General features: G+C 41.7%; 21 protein-coding genes. 7 read left to right on the top strand and 14 right to left on the bottom strand.

Features of this window, described 5'->3' with window-relative positions:
* Positions 1-48: 48 nt before the first annotated feature.
* Together ESA94_RS15760 and ESA94_RS15755 are read left to right on the top strand one after the other, a co-directional pair.
* Positions 49-1,671, top strand: a complete 1,623-nt coding sequence (locus ESA94_RS15760) for a DUF4041 domain-containing protein (protein ID WP_164972766.1) — start codon at positions 49-51, stop codon at positions 1,669-1,671.
* Between the two features lie 403 nt (positions 1,672-2,074).
* The gene (locus ESA94_RS15755; RefSeq protein ID WP_129131900.1) at positions 2,075-2,344 is read left to right on the top strand and encodes a hypothetical protein; all 270 of its coding nucleotides are present in this window, start codon (positions 2,075-2,077) and stop codon (positions 2,342-2,344) included.
* A gap of 83 nt (positions 2,345-2,427) precedes the next feature.
* Here ESA94_RS15755 and ESA94_RS15750 read toward each other — a convergent pair whose 3' ends face one another.
* Positions 2,428-3,138, bottom strand: coding sequence for a sigma-70 family RNA polymerase sigma factor (locus ESA94_RS15750; RefSeq protein ID WP_129131899.1), 711 nt, complete (start codon positions 3,136-3,138; stop codon positions 2,428-2,430).
* Between the two features lie 58 nt (positions 3,139-3,196).
* Positions 3,197-3,625 carry a hypothetical protein gene (locus tag ESA94_RS15745; RefSeq protein ID WP_129131898.1) on the bottom strand — a complete coding sequence of 143 codons (429 nt, stop codon included), beginning with the start codon at positions 3,623-3,625 and terminating at the stop codon, positions 3,197-3,199.
* A gap of 556 nt (positions 3,626-4,181) precedes the next feature.
* On the opposite strand from ESA94_RS15745, the gene ESA94_RS15740 reads away from it, so the two are divergent.
* Together ESA94_RS15740 and ESA94_RS15735 are read left to right on the top strand one after the other, a co-directional pair.
* Positions 4,182-4,928, top strand: a complete 747-nt coding sequence (locus ESA94_RS15740; protein WP_129131897.1) for a hypothetical protein — start codon at positions 4,182-4,184, stop codon at positions 4,926-4,928.
* A gap of 58 nt (positions 4,929-4,986) precedes the next feature.
* Complete coding sequence (locus ESA94_RS15735) at positions 4,987-5,391, top strand: hypothetical protein (RefSeq protein WP_129131896.1); 405 nt, start codon at positions 4,987-4,989, stop codon at positions 5,389-5,391.
* Positions 5,392-5,632: 241 nt separating this feature from the next.
* Here ESA94_RS15735 and ESA94_RS15730 read toward each other — a convergent pair whose 3' ends face one another.
* From ESA94_RS15730 to hutH, 3 genes are all read right to left on the bottom strand, one after another.
* Entirely contained in the window at positions 5,633-5,932 is a 300-nt protein-coding gene (locus ESA94_RS15730) for a hypothetical protein (protein WP_129131895.1), read from the bottom strand.
* 366 nt (positions 5,933-6,298) lie between these two features.
* Positions 6,299-8,059 carry a urocanate hydratase gene (hutU, locus tag ESA94_RS15725; protein ID WP_129131894.1) on the bottom strand — a complete coding sequence of 587 codons (1,761 nt, stop codon included), beginning with the start codon at positions 8,057-8,059 and terminating at the stop codon, positions 6,299-6,301.
* A 260-nt stretch (positions 8,060-8,319) separates the two neighbouring features.
* Positions 8,320-9,819, bottom strand: a complete 1,500-nt coding sequence (hutH, locus tag ESA94_RS15720; RefSeq protein ID WP_129131893.1) for a histidine ammonia-lyase — start codon at positions 9,817-9,819, stop codon at positions 8,320-8,322.
* Between the two features lie 416 nt (positions 9,820-10,235).
* On the opposite strand from hutH, the gene ESA94_RS15715 reads away from it, so the two are divergent.
* Together ESA94_RS15715 and ESA94_RS15710 are read left to right on the top strand one after the other, a co-directional pair.
* Positions 10,236-11,234 carry a WD40/YVTN/BNR-like repeat-containing protein gene (locus tag ESA94_RS15715; RefSeq protein WP_129131892.1) on the top strand — a complete coding sequence of 333 codons (999 nt, stop codon included), beginning with the start codon at positions 10,236-10,238 and terminating at the stop codon, positions 11,232-11,234.
* Positions 11,235-11,443: 209 nt separating this feature from the next.
* Positions 11,444-11,848, top strand: coding sequence for a hypothetical protein (locus tag ESA94_RS15710; RefSeq protein WP_129131891.1), 405 nt, complete (start codon positions 11,444-11,446; stop codon positions 11,846-11,848).
* A gap of 89 nt (positions 11,849-11,937) precedes the next feature.
* Here ESA94_RS15710 and ESA94_RS15705 read toward each other — a convergent pair whose 3' ends face one another.
* From ESA94_RS15705 to pyrR, 6 genes are all read right to left on the bottom strand, one after another.
* Positions 11,938-12,270: a DMT family protein gene (locus ESA94_RS15705; RefSeq protein ID WP_240671072.1), complete on the bottom strand. Its 333-nt coding sequence runs from the start codon at positions 12,268-12,270 to the stop codon at positions 11,938-11,940.
* A gap of 5 nt (positions 12,271-12,275) precedes the next feature.
* Positions 12,276-13,208 carry an aspartate carbamoyltransferase catalytic subunit gene (locus ESA94_RS15700; RefSeq protein ID WP_129131890.1) on the bottom strand — a complete coding sequence of 311 codons (933 nt, stop codon included), beginning with the start codon at positions 13,206-13,208 and terminating at the stop codon, positions 12,276-12,278.
* A 58-nt stretch (positions 13,209-13,266) separates the two neighbouring features.
* Entirely contained in the window at positions 13,267-14,358 is a 1,092-nt protein-coding gene (locus ESA94_RS15695; RefSeq protein ID WP_129131889.1) for a hypothetical protein, read from the bottom strand.
* A 2-nt stretch (positions 14,359-14,360) separates the two neighbouring features.
* Complete coding sequence (locus tag ESA94_RS15690) at positions 14,361-14,768, bottom strand: hypothetical protein (RefSeq protein ID WP_129131888.1); 408 nt, start codon at positions 14,766-14,768, stop codon at positions 14,361-14,363.
* A gap of 2 nt (positions 14,769-14,770) precedes the next feature.
* The gene (locus tag ESA94_RS15685; RefSeq protein ID WP_129131887.1) at positions 14,771-15,322 is read right to left on the bottom strand and encodes an RNA polymerase sigma factor; all 552 of its coding nucleotides are present in this window, start codon (positions 15,320-15,322) and stop codon (positions 14,771-14,773) included.
* Between the two features lie 145 nt (positions 15,323-15,467).
* Positions 15,468-15,977 (bottom strand): bifunctional pyr operon transcriptional regulator/uracil phosphoribosyltransferase PyrR, encoded by a 510-nt coding sequence (gene pyrR / locus ESA94_RS15680; protein ID WP_205755993.1) that lies wholly within the window; start codon positions 15,975-15,977, stop codon positions 15,468-15,470.
* A 57-nt stretch (positions 15,978-16,034) separates the two neighbouring features.
* Here pyrR and ESA94_RS15675 point away from each other — a divergent pair, with 57 nt between their 5' ends.
* Positions 16,035-16,730 carry a DUF2459 domain-containing protein gene (locus ESA94_RS15675; protein ID WP_129131885.1) on the top strand — a complete coding sequence of 232 codons (696 nt, stop codon included), beginning with the start codon at positions 16,035-16,037 and terminating at the stop codon, positions 16,728-16,730.
* A gap of 47 nt (positions 16,731-16,777) precedes the next feature.
* Here ESA94_RS15675 and ESA94_RS15670 read toward each other — a convergent pair whose 3' ends face one another.
* The 3 genes from ESA94_RS15670 to prfB all read right to left on the bottom strand — a co-directional run bounded on the left by ESA94_RS15670 (position 16,778) and on the right by prfB (position 20,402).
* A complete protein-coding gene (locus ESA94_RS15670) occupies positions 16,778-17,350 on the bottom strand; it encodes a porin family protein (RefSeq protein WP_129131884.1) in 573 nt (190 codons plus the stop codon).
* A 175-nt stretch (positions 17,351-17,525) separates the two neighbouring features.
* Complete coding sequence (gene pruA / locus ESA94_RS15665) at positions 17,526-19,157, bottom strand: L-glutamate gamma-semialdehyde dehydrogenase (protein ID WP_129131883.1); 1,632 nt, start codon at positions 19,155-19,157, stop codon at positions 17,526-17,528.
* 149 nt (positions 19,158-19,306) lie between these two features.
* A protein-coding gene (gene prfB / locus ESA94_RS15660) for a peptide chain release factor 2 (RefSeq protein ID WP_129131882.1) occupies positions 19,307-20,402 on the bottom strand; the annotation gives its coding sequence in 2 pieces (ribosomal slippage) (positions 19,307-20,341 and positions 20,343-20,402; 1,095 coding nt in all).
* Positions 20,403-20,459: the final 57 nt, after the last annotated feature.

The raw sequence follows: 20,459 nt of genomic DNA, 5'->3' as shown, positions 1-20,459 counted from the left end.
CATGTATGCACTAACAAGTTTTAAACGATAATCAAATAAACTATACTTATGGAATTTGCTCTACTCCTACTTCTTATTGCCTTCGTTCTTTTATTATTCCAGCTTAAAAAAGCTAACAAAGAAAAAAAGGAAGCATTAGACTCTTTAAATAAAAAACAATCTGAAGTCAGTACGCTTACTACATTATGCGCCAACCATGAACAAAAAATAAATCAGCTGGTGAAATATGAAGGACTGGTTGATGTGGAAGAAAAAGCAAACGAAATGCTTTCAAGTGCACATACCGAAGCTGACAGCCTAATACTACAGGCAAAAGAAGAACTGGAAGATGCAAAGGAAGAGGCTTCAGGCATCAGAAGAGAAGCAAACAGCAAAGCAACTGAATTGAAAGATAAAGCCAGTGCTATTCTAAATTCTGCAAATAACGAATCTGTAAAAATCGTTGCGGATGCAAATTCAAAAGCCGAACAAATTGCCGGTGATGCATATAAAGCTTTGCAAAAAGCAAATGAGCTGGAAGGCACCATTAAGGCCATGCAAAACATTATTGAGGGCTATGGCGATAAATATCTCGTGCCTACCTATAGCCTGCTTGATGAATTAGCTGAAGAGTTTGGCCACCTGGAAGCAGGTGAAATGCTAAAGAAGGCAAGACAGCTTTCAACAAAAATGACGGAGAACGGAACAGGTGCCAAATGCGATTATGTTGAGGCAAACCGTAAAGAAATCGCTATCCGATTTGTACTGGATGCTTTTAACGGAAAAGTTGACAGCATTTTATCGAAGGTTAAAAAGGATAATTACGGAACACTACAGCAAAAAATAAAAGATGCTTACCAGCTTGTTAACTATAACGGTACTGCTTTTCGAAATGCAGCGATTACAGAAGCTTATTTAAATGCAAGACTGGATGAATTAAAATGGGCTGTTGTAGCACAGGAATTAAAATGGCAGGAACAGGAGGAGCAACGAAGAATTAAAGAACAAATTCGTGAAGAAGAAAAAGCCCGCAGGGAATTTGAAAGAGCCATGAAGGAAGCGCAGAAAGAAGAAGAAACATTGAAGAAGCTGATTGAAAAAGCACAAAGCGAGGTTGCAAAAGCAAATGAAGAGCAAAAAGAAAAATTTGAATTGCAACTTTTACAACTTGAAGAAAAACTAAAGGCTGCTGAAGAGAAGAACCAACGGGCAATGTCGATGGCGCAGCAAACAAAATCAGGCAATGTGTACATTATTTCAAATATTGGTTCTTTTGGAGAAGATGTATTTAAAATTGGTATGACGAGAAGGCTTGAACCTTTAGACAGGATTCGTGAACTTGGAGATGCAAGTGTACCATTTGAATTTGATGTTCATTCGATGATCTTCAGTGAAGATGCTCCAGGTTTAGAAAGACAACTGCATAAACTTTTCTTAAAAATGCAAATGAACAAGATCAATCCCCGGAAAGAGTTTTTTAAAGTGACGCTTACTGATATAAAAGATGAGATTGAAAAAATGGGCCTGAATCCAAAATGGACTATGGCAGCAGAGGCTAAACAATACAGAGAAAGTTTAGCACTTGAAGAGGCCATGAAGAAAGATGTTAAGCTTCAGGAGGAATGGGTAGAAAATCAATTGAAAATTGATCCTGTAAGTGTTGAGGAATTTGAAGAAACGAGTAGTAATTAGAGATTAGCTAATACATATTTTTTTCTCAGAAACGTCTCCCGGAGGGGACGTTTCGTAACAAGATAGCCCGGCTCCAATTATAGCAGGCCTCTGTATTTTGCAAACCCACCAACAGCCATACAGGTATAACAGGTGGCGGTGCTGCAGTGCTTTACGTTCGTGAAAAGATTAAGTGATGTATGGTGGTTATATGATTACGGGACCCATTGCATTAGACCAGGAGGATGAGGTATCGTTCTATTGCGCTTTTGTTTTTAACTTCATCATCTGTAATTTTTAAAGTTTTGCTTTGGAAGAGAGAATGTTTCATACAAACAACTGCCTTACCTGTGATAAGCCACTCGAGGGAAACCGGCGCAAAAAATTTTGTGACACTGCCTGCCGGTTAAGCTACAGCCGGCAAATGAAAATGCTGCAGGATGACCAGACCAAGAATATCCTATTAACACTCCGCAAAAACAGTTCGGTTTTAAAGAATTTGCTTGGTAAGTCAACCAGTGAAGTGATTGTAAATAAAAACGAATTGCAGGAAGCGGGTTTTCGTTTTAATTATATCACTGATTCAGCAACTACAAAAAAAGGGAGTACTGCTTATTTCTGTTATGGCTATGCCTATTTTATCCTGGAGCATGAACAGTACGTTATTATGAGGCGAAAAGATGTGCCTGTATAACCTTATCTCTCCCCCAGCATTTACGGGATGCCAGGGCTGTAGCAATGAGGTAGTGCATCGCCATCCTCAAGCTTACACCCTGTTTAATCAATTGCCCCTCCGGAAGCAGGCGGATCTGTTTTTTCCATTGCCGCAATTTGTGTCATGACTGCGTGCACCATTTTATTGCAGTACAGCAGATTGAATTCATAGATGTCGGCGGCGGTATATGTTTTTTCTATTTCTTTCCGCAGCAGGGCTTTGGCCCTGTTGAGCCGCACTTTGATGTTGGAAGGGCTGGCGTGCATAATGTGGCCCGTTTCCGCCACCGTTAAGCCGGTGAGTTCATGAAGCGTAAAGGCGATCCTGTAATTGTGTGGAAGTTGTTGAAGAGCTGTTTCAATGATGGTATTCAATTCCCGCTTGATAACGGTATTGCTGTTGTCGCTATGATTGTTTTGCAGAAACATAAAGTTTGCATTATCGGGTAGTAATTCGGTTGGCTGTTCTTTTTGGTAGCTGAACTTAGCTGCTTTCCGATGACAGTGATTCAGCATGATCCTGATGAGCCATGTTTTAAAAGAAGAGCGTCCGGCAAATTGTGCAAGATGTGTGTAAGCGCTGATAAAGGATTCCTGCATCAGGTCTTCTGTATCCTGGTGGTTGAAACCATAGCTTCTGCCAACCTTGTATAAATAGGGGTTATACCGACGGATGATCAGTTCAAACATAGCTGTGTTGCCTTTTACTATTTCGCCTATCACATCGGTATCGTCAAATTGCTGAACGCTGTTTCTAAGTTTATCAAGAGGCATTTCTTTCTGTTTACAGTAATGGTAGTACAAAGTTACATAGCGGTTGTACAAAGGCAACTCAGGATAGCTGCACCTGCCTGGCTGCGACAGTTCCGGTTTTCGCTGCACCCATGATGTTTGCCATTTTTACAAATGAATAGGCACCGATGGCCATTACGAGGTCACGTACAGCTACATCGAGGTACTCTTTACTTGCGAGCAGCGAAAATGCAATTAAGGAAAGCCAGGCCATTACAACATAACCTCCTACTGTTGGTTTTAACAGAACAATTACCCCCGCTGCAATTTCAACTACGCCGATCATCATCATAAATGTGTGTGGTGAAAAAGGGAGTACCTCTGCGAGTGCAGGGTTGAGGTATTGCTCCCAGTTGGCGAGCAGGTTGGTGAACTTATCGAGCCCGGCCACAATTGGTACAATGCCATAGGTAAGTTTGAGCATACTGTAAACCGATCTTAGTTTTTGCGATGTGTGTGTTGTTTCCATGTTACTTGTTTTTTCTGTTTAAAAAACTGTTCTGAAACAACAGAGCCCGTGAGTATCGAAAAGGTTACAGTGACCGTGTTTTTTTTGAAGCTGTGCGTCATTTTTGTGCAGGAGACATGCTGGAGAAAAAGTAACGGTAACGCACAACTTTCAGACCTGCTTCCCTAGGTGGTTGAACATTCCTGCTTTTTATACTTGCGTCCTGTACCCAGGACTTTGGATTTTTTTGAGCCTTGTTCCTACTCTCTCTTTCCTTTAGTTGGGAATAAACACTTCGAGTGTACAGCCCTCTCCCGGTGCAGAAGTGAGGTTTATTTTCCCGGCATAAAATTCAACACGGCTGCTGATGCTTTTTTTATCAGAAACGTCTCCCGCAGGGGACGTTTCGTAACAGGGTTTTTCATCGTCCCGGACCTCTTCATTGCATGAGCCCCCGGCGGAAATTGAATGTTTCTTAAAATAAACTATTTTGCTCTTCATTATATGTGCTGGCTGCAGAAAAATATCACCGTCATTATTGCCGGAAATGATTTACCGGATCAAAACAATAAAAACCATGAAGCAACTGTTTTTCTTTACCTGTTTTAGTTTACTGGCTGCATTTGGCCGTTCTCAGAATGTTGATTCACTTCTTGCAGAGCCACAAGCAATAGAACTCACTATTTCAACGCCGCAGCCACGACTGCATGAAACATTTCAGATTTCGATTGACATCAATCATTTGCGTGCAAACATTTTTAAATCATTAGCAGGAAAACTGCAGCTTAGTACCGATATCGGCACTACCGATAACAGTGAGCTAACCATGAATGTTACCGCCATCAATAAAGGAAAGAACGAAATAGGACCGCTGGAATTTTATCTTGATAAAACGAAATACACTACAAATAAAATAAACTTTGAAGTAGTTGATGCGTTACCCAACGTTGATAAAGGTATCTGGTTCAGAAAAGTAAGAACGGGTGAATCGACTTTTTGCATCATCATTGAACAACGTATTCCTGCTGCTACTAAAACAACAAAGCTTTCGGACAACTCCATCACTTTTACTACAGAGCCGGTGAATAGTGAGATCGTGAAATTTAAAGACAGTTATTCAATTCCGGGTTTAAGCAGTAGCAACTCCCGTACAAGTACAAATTTCAGCAGCATTACTGTTAATGGAAAAGAGTTACAGTTTATGTATGGTTATTCTGTTTATCATTTTATCATTGAAGACAAAAATGCAGGAATAAAGATTAAAAAAGAGGTGCTTGAAAACCTGCCAAGAGATTATGTGTTTGAAGAAATAATTGTACAATAGAATTAACACTTCAACACGGCTGCTGCTTAATGTACAGGCAGCCTTCACTACAATTTTTATGAAAAAAAGAATACGCATTTACCTGTTTGCTGTAGTTGTGTGCTTCATTATTGGTAAAACTGGATATAGCCAGGAACATAATAAACAACTTATAGTTGGCACATGGGAGTTTAAACGAATTGAATTTTTAAGAGTATTTGATGATTCGGTAGCTATGAAAGAAAAAGGCGTAGGTATGATCACAACATTTATTGATTCAGTAAACTTTATTGTTCGGCTTAAAACAGCAAAGGGAACGGTGATGATTGACAGTGGCAGGTACCGTATCAGTGCTAATGGCAGCATGATACAGCAGGAAGATTCGGAAGCTGTGATCGTTACATTAAATGAAACTGAACTTGTTTTTAGAGTAGAAGGCGTGTTTGTACTTTATTATGTGCGAAGGAAAAAAGAGGTGGAATGAAGCTGAAAGCAACATACCATCTAGTCCAGGCATATAAGGTCTTTAACATTCAGAAGCCTGGCGCAAGAATGAGGCGGAGAAAATAAGCGTTGCCTTATTGTGCCTGAAATTTAGAGTTTTAGAAAGTATGCTGTTTTACGTCAACCAGGTACCTGGCACTAGTCGGTCCGGTTAGTTTAAGATAACATCTCTTCTTGCATCATTAATTCGCAGATTAAATGCTGCAAAACAAGCTCAGATATTACACATCCTTTGTCTTGGATAAAAACTCTTTAATCGCAGCATGGTACACACGCTGTCCTTTCTTTAGTCGCTGGGCATAAGCAGCCTTCTTTACCGGGTCATGCAAAATACCTTGCGCATAAGCCACCGCTTCCGCAAAAAGGCTCCGCTTTGTTATTTGTAATGTACTGGGCTTTACGTTGCTCATATCGGGGTAAGCAGTCACCACAGTTTTAGTACCGTATCGTTTCACCACCAGTTGCTTTCCAAGCTGCCCTCGTAATTGGCGCAGCAGCACGTTGTTATTGGTTCTTGCCATAAGTCAGCGTTTAGTAGCTTAAAGTTACTCATTCACCTGCGCAAATGCAAGCATCCTCCGTTCATCCTTCGTTCATCTTCCGTTGTCAACAGCAGTAATACACCCGTTTTAACTCCATCAAAAGCCATCATACCCTTTACCTCAGCCATAACCTACCCCATCCTAAACCCAGCAGTTCCATCCTCCCTCGGGAAGACAACTATATTCAGCAGATGTCAGTTGTCATCCGCTTTTCCCCTTGCCTGTTGCAAATTGCCTATTGCCAATTGTCTTTCACTTGGCTTTTGTTTTTTGTCTTTTGCCTTCCCGGATGAAACTTGTCAGACGGGGGTTTTCCTCCATGAACCATGAACTATGAACCATGAACTACAACCTCTCCCTGAAATCAAGATCGTTTGCTTTCAACGTCTCCTTAGCAATATCATATCCGGCGTCGGCATGTCTTATCACACCCATTCCCGGATCGTTGCGGAGTACACGTTTCAAACGTTGTTCAGCATCATCAGTACCATCGGCAACAATCACCATACCGGCGTGGATGCTGTAACCCATACCCACACCACCACCATGATGCAGGCTTACCCAACTGGCGCCGCCTGCGGTGTTTACGAGTGCGTTGAGGATGGGCCAATCGGCAACAGCATCGCTGCCATCGAGCATGCTTTCGGTTTCACGGTTGGGGCTTGCCACCGAACCTGTATCTAAATGATCACGACCAATAACAATGGGCGCTTTTACTTTGCCGGTGCGTACGAGTTCGTTAAAGGCAAGACCTGCCTTTTCCCGTTCGCCCTGGCCCAGCCAGCAGATGCGTGCAGGTAATCCCTGGAAAGCAATTTTTTCTTTCGCCATTTTCATCCAGCGGATCATGCCTTTGTTCTCGGGGAACATGTTCATGATGAGTTCGTCGGTTACAGCAATATCATTGGGATCGCCGCTGAGTGCAGCCCAGCGGAAGGGGCCTTTGCCTTCGCAGAAAAGCGGACGGATGTAGGCGGGAACGAAGCCGGGGAAGTCGAAGCAGCGATTTAGACGGAAAGACGGGGAGTCGGAAAGTCCGGAAGACGGTTGCCTTTCTTTCGGACTTTCCGACTTTTCTTCTTGCGGACTTGTTTTCTTACGGTCTTCAAATTCTTTCGCTCTTGCCCTGATGTTGTTTCCATAATCGAAGGTGATTGCGCCTTTGTCCATGAGTTGCAGCATGAGTTGCACATGGAGGTACATGCTTTCGTAACTGCGTTCAAGGTACTCCGTTGGGTTTTGTGTGCGGAGGATGTTGGCTTGCTCGTTTGTAAGTGTGTGCGGCACATAACCAATGAGTGGATCGTGTGCACTTGTTTGATCAGTTAGTGTATCGGGGATGATGTTGCGTTCGATGAGTCGTTGTAAGAGATGAACAGCGTTGCATAATACACCGATGCTTTTCCCTACGCCTTCTGCCTTATACCTTACAGCTTTATCTATCGCTTCATCAATGTTTGTGTATTTTTCATCGAGGTATTTTGTTTCGATGCGTTTATCGATGCGCCATTCTTCTACTTCGGCTATTAATGCAACGCCTTCGTTCATGGTGATGGCGAGTGGTTGTGCGCCGCCCATGCCGCCGAGACCGGCGGTGATGTTCAATGTTCCTTTTAATGAACCGTTGTAATGTTTATCAGCTAATGCAGCATACGTTTCATACGTGCCTTGTACAATGCCTTGCGAGCCGATGTAGATCCAACTGCCGGCGGTCATTTGTCCGTACATCATCAATCCTTTTTGTTCCAACTCTTCAAAATGTTTCCAGTTGGCCCAGTTGGGTACTAACTGACTATTACTGATGAGTACACGTGGTGCATCTTTATGTGTTTTCAACATGCCTACAGGCTTGCCGCTTTGTATGAGTAACGATTCATCGTTCTCCAATACTTTCAATGCTGCAATGATGTTATCGAGGGCTTCAAAATTTCTTGCTGCTTTTCCTCTGCCACCGTATACAATGAGATCATCGGGGCGTTCGGCTACATCGGGGTTGAGGTTGTTGAGGAGCATGCGTAATGCGGCCTCTTGTATCCAGCCTTTGCAGGTTTTTTCACTGCCGGTTGGGGTTTTGTATTTTATTGCGTCGTAGGTTGTCTGAACCATGATTTATGGGATTGAAAAGATTATTAAGATTTTGTTACTCACAGATTACACGGATGAAAACAGATTTCTTTGCTACGAATTCCCTCCTGCGTTAAAACTACGGAGGGCAGAGCACGAATGAACACGAATTGATTTGCTTATTGTTAATTGACTATTGTCTTTTACTATCCACTATCGGCTAACGACTACCGTCTTCTTCCTCTGCGTCGCTGTGTCTCTGTGGTTCATTTCTTCTTCGTGCTCCTTAGCGCCTTTGCGTCTTAGTGGTTCAAATCCTTGCTTATGAATGAAACCGCTTTCATCATATCATCATGCAGCACCCGATCTTTATCTACAAAGCTTACGTGTTGGCGGAAGGCGGTCATCACTTCTTCGATCTTTGAAGAGCTTTTTAACGGCCTGCGGAAATCCAATGCCTGTGCAGCACTGAGTAATTCGATGGCCAATACTTTTTCTACATTCTTCATGACACGATAAGCTTTGGTGGCTGCATTGGCACCCATGCTTACATGATCTTCCTGGTTGTTGCTTGATGAAATACTGTCAACCGATGATGGTGTGCAGAGTTGTTTGTTCTCGCTCACAATGCCTGCTGCTGTGTATTGCGGAATCATAAAGCCGCTGTTGAGTCCGGCTTCTTTTACAAGGAATAAAGGCAAGCCTCTTTGTCCGCTGATGAGTTGATAGGTTCTGCGTTCGCTGATGTTCGCCAACTCACTCATCGCTATTGAAAAATAATCCAACGCTAACGCCAACGGCTGACCGTGAAAATTACCACCGCTTACAATGAGGTCTTCATCAGGAAATACATTCGGGTTATCGGTTACTGAATTGATCTCACGCATGAACACTTCTTTTACATGTGCCAATGCATCTTTACTTGCACCATGCACTTGCGGTATGCAACGGAAACTATATGGGTCCTGCACCTGTTGTTTTTTCTGCTGACCAATTTCGCTCCCGCTTAAAATGTTTCGCAATTGTTGAGCGGTGTGTATTTGTCCGCTGTGTGGACGAATAGCCTGTATCTTTTCATGAAAGGGTTGATCGATACAATCAAACGCATCAAAGGAAATAGCAGCAATGAGATCGGCCCATTGCATCAATCGTTCGGCCTGTACCAAACAATACAAACCATAGGCACTCATAAACTGTGTACCGTTGATGAGCGCTAACCCTTCTTTACTTTTTAAATGAATGGGTTGCCAGTTGAGTTTCATTAGTACTTCTTGTGCCTTAATTCTTGTGCCTTGATACTTCACTTCTCCCATTCCGATCAAGGGTAGACTTAAATGACTGAGTGGAGCAAGATCACCACTTGCACCCAATGACCCCTGTTGATAGATAACAGGCAGTACGCCACTGTTGTGCATATCCATTAATCGCTTCACTGTATCAACCTGCACACCACTGTAACCATAGCTGAGCGATTTGATCTTTAACATCAACATCATCTTTACAATTTCTTCCGGCACTTCTTCACCCATACCACATGCATGGCTCATCAGCAGATTGTTTTGCAATTGCTCCAACTGATCATCGGGTATCACTACATTCTGCAGAAAACCAAAACCGGTGTTGATGCCGTAGAAAGCAGTATCGCTTTGCGCCATCTTCTGATCGAGGTAATGCCTGCATTTTTCGATCTTATGATGTGCACGAAAGGTGATGGACACAAATTGCTGATGATGCAGGTAGTTCTTTACTTCATCGAAGGTGAGCTGTTGCTCGTCGAGCGGTAGATAGTTGTATTCAGTCATATAATTTGCAATCGGGGCGAATGTAGGAAATTATGGAGATAATGCGAACTGCTGTTAGCAAGAGAAAAGTACGGGGTAAGAGGTACAAAGTACGAAAGAAAGCAGCTGTTGCTACCGATTTAAACAGTAGAACCTTGGCAGTACTTTAGTATTACTTGTAATGATAGCACATAGGATGTTGATGTGAATTCATCTGTCCTTAACTACAGTAGTATAGAAGTAAAATCAAGGCGTGAACCGGCAATCAGGCTGTATATTGATTGCCGGGGTCTTTTTTGGTTCTTTTTGGACAAGCAAAAAGAACAAGAAAAAATCTTGCTCTTTCAAAGTCAACATGTGTCTTTGAATTTTTGCAGGCATGATTTATGCGAAGTCTTTACGATTTTTTCACTCTTGCATTACTTATTTTTGAGCATATGAAATACTTCTTCGCTTTTTCCCTTTTGCTTTTTGTTTGCTGCGTACAATCATCGGCACAAACCATTCAATTACTCGATAGTAATCATACAACATCTATCCGTGGATTAAGTGTGGTGAATGATAATATTGTTTGGGCAAGTGGTGCTAATGGCATGATCGGTCGTTCGATTGATGGTGGCGCAACGTTCAGATGGAACAAGGTTGATGGTTTTGCAAAAACTGATTTCAGAGATATTGAAGCGTTTGATGCAAATACTGCGATCATCATGGGAATTGATACGCCGGCTGTGATCTTAAAAACAGTTGATGGTGGTATTACATGGAAGATCGTTTTCCAGGATAAACGTGCAGGAATGTTTTTAGATGCCATGGAATTTTTCAGCAATGAAAGTGGTATGGTGATCGGTGATCCCATGAATGGAAAAATCTTCATGGCGGTAACAGTTGATGGCGGTAATACATGGCGCAGCATGCCGGAACAGATGGCGCCTTCTGCAGAGCCGGGTGAAGCGATGTTTGCCAGCAGCGGAACCAATATCCGTGCGCTTGGAAAAAATGAATTGGCATTTATCACAGGTGGCACTTATTCACGCTTGTTTATCCGTAATGATAAATTTGTGTTACCGCTTTTGCAGGGAAAAGAAACAACAGGCGCCAATTCTATTGCTGCATGGGATAAAAAAACATTCACCATCGTTGGTGGCGATTTTACAAATCCAAAGTCTACTGAAAAGAATTGTGTGTTAACAAAAGATGCAGGTAAAACATTTATACATCCCACTACTCCACCGTTTGGTTACAGGAGTTGTGTTGAATATTTATCCAAATCGAAACTCATTACCTGCGGTATTTCCGGTGTGGATATAAGTGAAGACGGAGGTATGAACTGGCGCAATATTTCTGCACAGGGTTTTCATGTGGTGCAAAAAGCAAAGAAAGGTAAAGCTGTTTTCTTAGCAGGCGGTAAAGGAAGAATTGCGAAGTTGGTTTGGTGATGAGTATTGTTGTCATCCCGAGATACGAGGGATCTGTTGGGCTGCAGTACAAGCGTTGATCAGATCCCTCCTAACGTTGGGATGACAGGAGAATTCAGCAGATTCTCTCCCTTCAAAATTTTCTGATAACAATCATCCCCTTTTTTGACAACAGGCATACATGAGCTGCTGCTACACAAATACCTTTAACTATCGTTAAAGATTACTGTATGCACATTCAATTGCACGACCGGATTACACTGAAAGAAATCAAAACTGTTTTTTCTTCTTACTATCCTTATCTCAAACTCGAGTTTTACAGCGTTCCGCATAAAATATTTGAAGCTTCCTGCGAAAAAGATATTCTGCCAGATGATGTTCAACTGCAAACAATCAAAGCCGGACATACAGATGGCATCATCGATATTATGCCGACCGAAAAAGTAGCTGATCTTGAACGTGAGTTCCAGGTTCGTTTTGGTTTACCTGCACAGGTACTTCGTATAGAACATGGTGAGTGGATGCAAACAACCGGTATGGATAGTTTTACGTTGAAAGATGTAAACGAATTCAGCCGATTGGATTCAGATGAGTTTGTGATACAGGAGGATGAAGAAGATGTTTACAACGAATAATACAAGCAAAAACCGATAGTCCTTTTTTCATTTTTGATGATCAAGACAAGAAACCGGGCTTTCAAGTCCGGTTTACTTTTTTGCCTGCGTTATTTCTTAAACATGAAATAGACAGCACCTAATAAAAAAAGAAAACTCACGATATACTTCCAGTGAAAAGGTTCTTTGAGATATACAACAGCAAACACGCCAAATACAACCAGTGTAATTACTTCCTGTATCATCTTTAACTGAAAAGCACTTACACCTGCCTGGTAACCGATACGGTTTGCAGGCACCATCAAACAATATTCAAAAAAAGCAATTCCCCAACTGATGAGTATTACTTTCCAATACGGAACATTTTGCTCACGCAGATGCCCATACCATGCAATGGTCATAAAGATGTTTGAAAAAAGCAGAAGAACGATTGCACGAATCATTGCAATTAATTTTCGGAACGTTTACCTGCCAGCAAATACAATGCAGCCATACGCACCGCTACACCATTTTCTACCTGTTGCAGAATGATCGACTGTTTACTATCCGCCACATCACTATCCAGTTCCACTCCACGATTAATGGGGCCTGGATGCATGATAACGATCTCTTTGTTGAGCGAATCGAGCAACTTGCGGTTAATACCGTAAGCCAGGTTGTATTCACGAAGAGAAGAGAATAAAGGTTGATTTTGTCGCTCTAACTGAATACGCAACACATTCGCCACATCGCACCACTTCAATGTTTCTTCAATGTTGTACGATACGTTTACACCAAACGACTGTTGTAAATATTTTGGAATGAGTGTGGGCGGACCGGCAACGGTTACTTCGGCTCCCATCTTCTTCAATAAATAAATATTGCTGAGTGCAACACGGCTGTGCATAATATCTCCCAGTATGGCCACCTTCTTTCCTTCGAGTGTTCCTAATTTTTCTCTGATTGAAAATGCATCGAGCAATGCCTGTGTAGGATGTTCGTTAATACCATCGCCTGCATTTACAATGGCTGCAGGGATATGTTTGGCGAGGAAATGCGGTGCACCGCTGGCGCTATGACGCATAACCACCAGATCCACTTTCATGCTCAGGATATTATTGACTGTATCGAGCAGGGTTTCGCCTTTTGCAGCAGAAGAACCGGATGCCGTGAAGTTAATGGTATCGGCACTTAAACGTTTTTCCGCCAGTTCAAACGAGATACGTGTGCGGGTGGAATTTTCGTAAAACAGGTTTACGATCGTTACATCACGCAGTGATGGTACTTTTTTGATCGGTCGCTGTAAAACTTCTTTGAATTGAGCGGCAGTATCAAGGATGAGTTGAATATCCTGTGCCGTAAGATCTTTAATGCCGAGTAAATGACGAGTGGATAGTTGCATTAAAGGGCGAAGTTAAAGCAAATTAGATAACAGTCAAAATTGAGCCTTCCGGGCGGTCCTATGGCCTTTTTCGAAACAATAGTACAAGTGCAAGGATCACAATCATGCCGAACACAATAACCACCCATGTATTCATCTTTTTTGACGTGGCAGTGAGCACATAATCGCTGTTCAGCATCTTTGTTGCATCGAGGTTCCAGGAAATTGTATCCTGCTCCATCATGCCGTTGGTTGTTAGTAATTGTCCCGGCATCACCAACCGGTATTTAAAAAAAGTGGATGTATAGTCATTCAACTTCTCCATCTCAACTGGATTATTCACTTCCCTGCTTATTTCACTTTGTTCATTCAGTAAGGGATTAAACGCATTCGTGTTAAAATGCCTGTTCAATACTTCGCCAATGTTTTTTACTTTATAATCTTCTTTGCTTTCGTTGCTCACCGATTTATAAATACTATCCTTCTCCTGTACCATTTTTTCTGAACCCGGATTACCGGGGAATTGATGGAGGTTACGCAACACAGCTGCGTATTGCAGTTCCCATGCATTTGCAGAAGCCCAGGTTTCAAATTTATCTTTTATGTTATCCAGTTTTTCATACAGATCCATGCCACTGATTCCTTTATCGAAAGCAGACATACCCGTAAGCCAATAATCAGCTTCTTCTTTACTCATATAGTTTTCCATGGGTAATGGAAATTTAATGGGTAAACGGGGATAGGTTTCGCTGTAACTGTAGTACGTATAAAACCACCTGAACTTTTTCTCAAATACAGGCCTAGGAATAAGATCATTCCATTTGCTTTTGGTATTAAACCGAAAGTTCTCTGCCATTTCTCTTGCTGATGCAAATTTTCTTGTGGCATACACTTTCATTTCTTTCGCACTGTCTTGCGGTTGCCTTGTCCAATTGGTTAAAGGCCATTCGCTGAATTTTTCATCTCCGTTATACTGCCATTCCACTTTCCAGTTTTTATCAATTGAAACCGGGAAGGGATTGTTTGTGCTATCGCCTTTTATAAATGCATCATTGGCCTTTGCAACAAAAACCCGCTCACAACTTCCATCAGCATGAACAATAGTCGTCATGTTTCCCGGCTCGCAGGAATAGAGCGCTGCCGCTAAAACTATCCAAAGTATCTTCTTCATCTTTATCGTTGGTTTATATTGTTGAATGTATAATCCTGCATATGTCTTTTGAATTTATCTCTTGCTGTTTTTTGATCGTTGATATAGGCCCTAAGTGATTGCACTAAATTCTCCCGGTCAATTAAGGCTGGTTTTTCCGGCGCTTGAGCATTTATTGCAATGCCTGGCTTTGTGTGCGACTGTTCCTCATCAACTAAAAATGTTTGATAGAGAAATACACCCGCTAACATAGCAGCAGAACTAACTGTTACATTCCTGAACAGGTAATAGATCCTGCTTTTTTGTTTGTTCCCTTTATCCTTCTCAATAGCTTCAATAATTGAATTGGTCAGCCCTACAGCATCGGCCGGTGCCGGTTTTGCATTTTGCAGAGCAGTGATCATTTTTTGATAGGAATCCGACGATTGCATACTCACATTTTTTCAAGTTGTTCACGAATATTTTTTCGGGCGAGATATAGGTTGCTTTTTATTTTTTCAGGCGAAAGATCAGTGATGGTTGAAATTTCATTTACCTCAAATCCTTCCAACTCTTTTAATGTAAACACCAGCTTTTGCTTGGGCGTAAGTTGATGTGTAAGCTGGCTGATGACCGCAGCCAGGTCTTCATTAATAATCTTCTGCTCCATATTGCTTTGAAGCATTTGCTCACAAACATGCTTTACCTGGTCGATTTCCACATGTTGTTTTCGCTGCCTTCCTTTCCTGAGATGATCGTAGCAACAGTTAGCAGTGATCTTATATAACCAGGTAGTAAACTTTAATGCAGTATTGTATTTCGACAGGTTTCTCCACACTTTAATAAAGGTTTCCTGCACCACATCTTTTGTATCTTCTTCGTTGCAAAGCATCCTGAATGCAAACACATATACCATCCCCTGGTAGTTATCTACGAGTTGTCTGAATGCATTTGAATCTCCTTTTCTACATCGCTCTATTAATTCAGTGTCCCAGCCATTCTGCATGTAATGCGCCTGTTTTAATATTATACGGGAATATCGAAAAAAGGTCGAAAAAAAGATCATAAAAAAACTCCCCAATCAAATTACTGATTGGGGAGCGGCATAAAAGAATATTTTTTTGTGCACAGGCAGTTGTTCCGACCGGTTGCTAATGCAACACAACTTCCGGTTTTTCCCAGTCAACCGTTACTTTTTGGCTGAGGATTGAATCAATGGCCTTGCCGGTATAATCGGGCTGAATGGGTAACTGGCGGTTGAAACGCCTATCGACCAGCACGAGCAACTCCACTTTGGCCGGGCGACCAAAATCGACCAATGCATCCATGGCAGCACGGATGGTACGGCCGGTGTACAGCACATCGTCAATGAGAATGACGTTTTTGTTTTCGATATCGAAATCAATGGTGGTTTGATTGGCCACATGCAATTCCTTGTGCACATCATCACGATAAAATGTAATATCGAGTTTGCCGTATTGCAATTTTACATCGGGATAGTTCTCACGAATGGCTTTTACAATTTTATCGGCCAGGAAAATACCTCTCGGCTGCAGGCCAACGATCACCGTATCGGTAAACGGGTAATGATTTTCGATCAACTGATGGCTGAGGCGTTGTATAGTAAGTTGTAACTGTTCGTTTGATAAGATCGTTTTCACTCGCTGAAATTTTGATAAAAATAAACACTTCGTAGTAAATAGCTTAAATTGGTTTTGATGCGTTGGCTGATACATATCAAAAACCTGTTCTTCTTTCTGCTGCAACTGTTTTTCGATCTGTTGTTGCTGTACATTCTGTTTACATTGATCGGCTGTTTCTGGCCCCGTAACAAACATGAAGTAAAAAACAGTTCCGGCATTCCCCTGCTCATACATGGCGATGGATTTCACACCGAACTGTATTTGCCTGTTGAAGATTCATTGCATCTCATCAACTGGATGAATTGGTTTAATGATGATACAATACGTAAACATCAAAACAAAAAATTCATCAGCATTGCATGGGCCGATGCAGACTGGATGACGGAAGTTGCAGCAAATGAACGGCACCGTTTTTCAACAGTTGCCGAAATTGTTGCACTGCCAAACAACAACAGTATAATGCATGTACAATGGAGAGATACGGTATGGCCTTTAAAACAACCGGTAACGGTTAAACGCTATTTGTCGACAAGCCAATACAGGCAACTGATCAACTATATTCAATGGAGTTTTCAAACATCGGATGGCAAACCTATTGTGCATTCCTACAAAGGTTTTTATGGTTACGATTACATGTATAAATCAACGTTACAGTATGGCCTTTTCACAACCTGTAATCAATGGACAAGTAATGCACTTCATGCCTGCTCTATCCGAACTGCAACTTTTTCGCCTTTTGGCTGGGGCTTATTCCACCAGTTAAAAAAATAAAGCTGTACGAAAAGTATTCGTACAGCTTCATCAACAATTTTCTTGTATTAATATTTGTGTTTAAATACATAGAACACACCTACCTGCACGTTTCGATTATACAAGTTTACCGAGCTCGCATCATTAATATTTGTGAATCCGTAATTATAGCGTGCATCAACACCAATACCTGACTCACCAACATAACTGGCACCAATCGTCCAACCAACATCTGCAGTTTTGAACGAACTTTTTACATTGGTTTTTACATCGCCTTGTTGTACGTTAGCTGCTGCCAACACACCTACCTGTGGCCCTGTTTGAATACGGAAACCACGATCGAACATGTATTGCAACTGAACAGGTACATTTACATAATGCAATCTGGTTTTTGTACTGCTGTTTTGCGCACCTTGTCCGGAATACATAATTTCCGGTTGTATAGCCCAGGATTTATTAAGATGTATATGTGCTAAACCGCCTGCATGAAATCCTGCTTTCGCATCGTAACCTGCATTGGGTGAACTTGCAAGATTGGAAATATTCAAACCTCCTTTCAAACCTACATGCACATTGTTATGTTGTGCAAACACAGATCCTGCCATAAATAAAAATGCTCCTGAAATTATTAATGCTTTCATTGTAATTGATTTTAATGAACAATATCGCCGGCGAAGACAAACCTACCCTTTAAAAAACCGTGCCAAAACAGTTATTGCAGTGACCGAATCATGATACAGACTTTTATAAGTAATTGAATAAAAACAAAAAGCCACCCTTGCGGGCAGCTTTTGCAATTTTTATTTATCAGATGATTTATTCTTCTGAAAGGAATGGATAACGATAATCTGTTGGCGGATTAAATGTTTCTTTAATTGTTCTTGCACTTAACCAACGATAGAGATTTAAAATACTACCTGCTTTATCATTTGTACCACTTGCTCTTGCACCACCAAATGGTTGCTGACCTACAACTGCGCCTGTTGGTTTATCATTGATGTAGAAGTTACCTGCACTGTTGCGCAATTTAGAAGTAGCCAGTTCAACTGCATAACGATCCTGTGCAATGATGGATCCTGTTAATGCATAAGGCGAAGTTGAATCAACCAGCTCTAATGTTTTTTCATATTCGTTTGCAGGATAAACATAGATGGTCAACACCGGTCCGAAAATTTCTTCGTACATGGTTGTATATTTCGCATCAGTAGTTTCAATCACTGTTGGCTGAACAAAATAACCTTCTTTCTTATTGCATTCGCCACCAACTAAGATGCTTGCTTTCTTTGAACGTTTAGCAGCATCTATGTATGATTTGATCTTGTCAAAACTCTTTTCATCGATCACCGCATTCACAAAATTTGTAAAGTCTTCTACAGTACCTACTTTAAAACTGTTTACACCTGCAACCAGTTTCTTCTTTACTTTTTCTGCGATGTTTGAAGGCAGATAAGCACGAGATGCAGCAGAGCATTTTTGCCCCTGGTATTCAAATGCACCACGGAGCAATGCTGTTGCCACCACATCAGGATCGGCACTCTTATGCACCATCACAAAATCTTTACCACCTGTTTCACCAACAATGCGTGGATACGAACGATACATGCTCATGTTCTTACCAATGGTTTCCCACATGTTGTTGAACACACCAGTTGAACCGGTGAAGTGTACACCCGCAAATTCTCTATGTGTAAAACAAACTTTGCCTACAGTTGGGCCATCAACATAAATCAAATTAATCACGCCATCAGGCAAGCCTGCTTCTTTTAAAATCTTCATGAACATTTGTGCACTGTAGATCTGTGTATGCGCCGGTTTCCAGATCACCACATTACCACACATGGCAGCACTTGTTGGCAGGTTACCACCAATAGCAGTAAAGTTGAATGGTGTTACAGCGAGTACAAACCCTTCAAGCGGACGATACTCCATACGGTTATGCATACCTGCACCACTGATGGGCTGCTGACGATAAATTTCACTTAAGAAATGAACATTGAATTTAAGGAAGTCGATGATCTCACATGCAGCATCAATTTCTGCCTGGTAAGCATTCTTACTTTGTCCCAGCATGGTTGTACCGTTCATGTACGGACGATACTTGGTTGCGATCAGATCTGCTGCACGAAGGAAAATATTTGCACGGTTTTCCCAACTCATGTTGGCCCATGCTTCTTTTGCTGCTAAGGCAGCATCAACAGCCTGCTGTACATGTTTCTCTTCACCTTCATGATAATAACCCAGCACATGTTTGTGTTCATGCGGAGCAGTTAATTTGTATTTTTTATTGGTACGAACTTCTTTACCACCGATGTACATCGGCACATCCACTTCTTTACTTTTTAATTCGGCTAATACTTCTTTCAAACGTTTCTTTTCGGCTGAACCGGGTGCATAATTTAAAACAGGCTCATTGGCCGGTAAGGGATAACTGAAATAACCAAGATTCATACGTGTGAGTTTTGCTTTTTACGATCCGCCCAAAGGCAGGTTTAAAGATGGGCGCAAGGTACAAACTATCGCTCATATGCCTTGCGCTTCCGTTTGCACAAAAAAATACCCCCGCTTCAGCGAGGGCATTTTTATTAAACTCATTCAAATTAATTCGATTCCGATTCTTTCTCACTCATCAAATAAGCTTTGATGAAACCATCCAGTTCGCCATCCATCACAGGGCCTACATTACCTACTTCAAAATCGGTACGATGGTCTTTGATCATCTTGTACGGATGGAATACATAACTGCGTATCTGACTGCCCCACTCGATCTTTTTCTTCTTTGCATTGGTGGCATCCTTCAATTCATTACGCTTTTGCAATTCCATTTCGTACAAACGGCTCTTCAACATCTGCATGGCCAGTTCACGGTTACCCAGCTGGCTTCTATCCTGCTGACAAACCACCACAATGCCTGTTGGGATATGCGTTAACTGTACTTTCGTTTCTACTTTGTTTACGTTCTGTCCACCGGCACCACCACTTCGTGATGTTTCCATTTTTACATCAGCAGGGTTGATCTCAATAGTAATCGTATCGTCAACTAACGGGTAAACATAAACGCTCACAAAAGAAGTATGTCGTCTTGCATTACTGTCAAATGGTGAAATACGCACCAAACGATGCACACCACTTTCAGCTTTCAGGAAACCATACGCAAACGGACCATCGAATTGATACGTACAGGTTTTAATACCGGCACCATCACCATCCTGCCAATCCATTTCAGTTACTTTCCAGCCCTGCTTTTCGCCATACATGCGATACATACGTGCAAGCATTTCGGCCCAATCCTGGCTTTCTGTACCACCAGCACCTGAGTTGATCTGTAAAACTGCAGGCAGTTCATCTTCCGGCTGATTGAGTGTACTTTTAAACTCAGCATCTTCAATAGCGTTGATGGCTTTTTCAAATGCTTCTTTTGTTTCTTCTTCTGTAGCGTCGCCGCCTTTCCAGAACTCGAAGAGCACAGCAAAATCTTCAACAGCTGTACTGGTTTCATCGTAGAGATTTACCCAATACTCGTTGTTCTTGATTTCTTTCAGAATTTCAGTTGCCCGCTTGTTATCGTCCCAAAAACCGGGACTTAGAGAGAGTTGTTTGTCTTCTGTGATTTTATATTGACGGCTCTCGACGTCAAAGAAACCTCCTCAGGACAAGAATGCGTTCCCTTATATCGTTTAATTTTTCTAGTGTCATAACGGGTGCAAATGTAAGGGAAACAGTCGGAAAGTCGGGAAGCTTATAGTCCGGAAG

Origin of the sequence: Lacibacter luteus (genome assembly GCF_004118265.1) — a bacterium.
Classification (GTDB): Bacteria; Bacteroidota; Bacteroidia; order Chitinophagales; family Chitinophagaceae; genus Lacibacter; species Lacibacter luteus.
The sequence above is the reverse complement of the archived record's forward strand: the minus strand, read 5'-3'. Positions and strand labels throughout refer to the sequence as shown.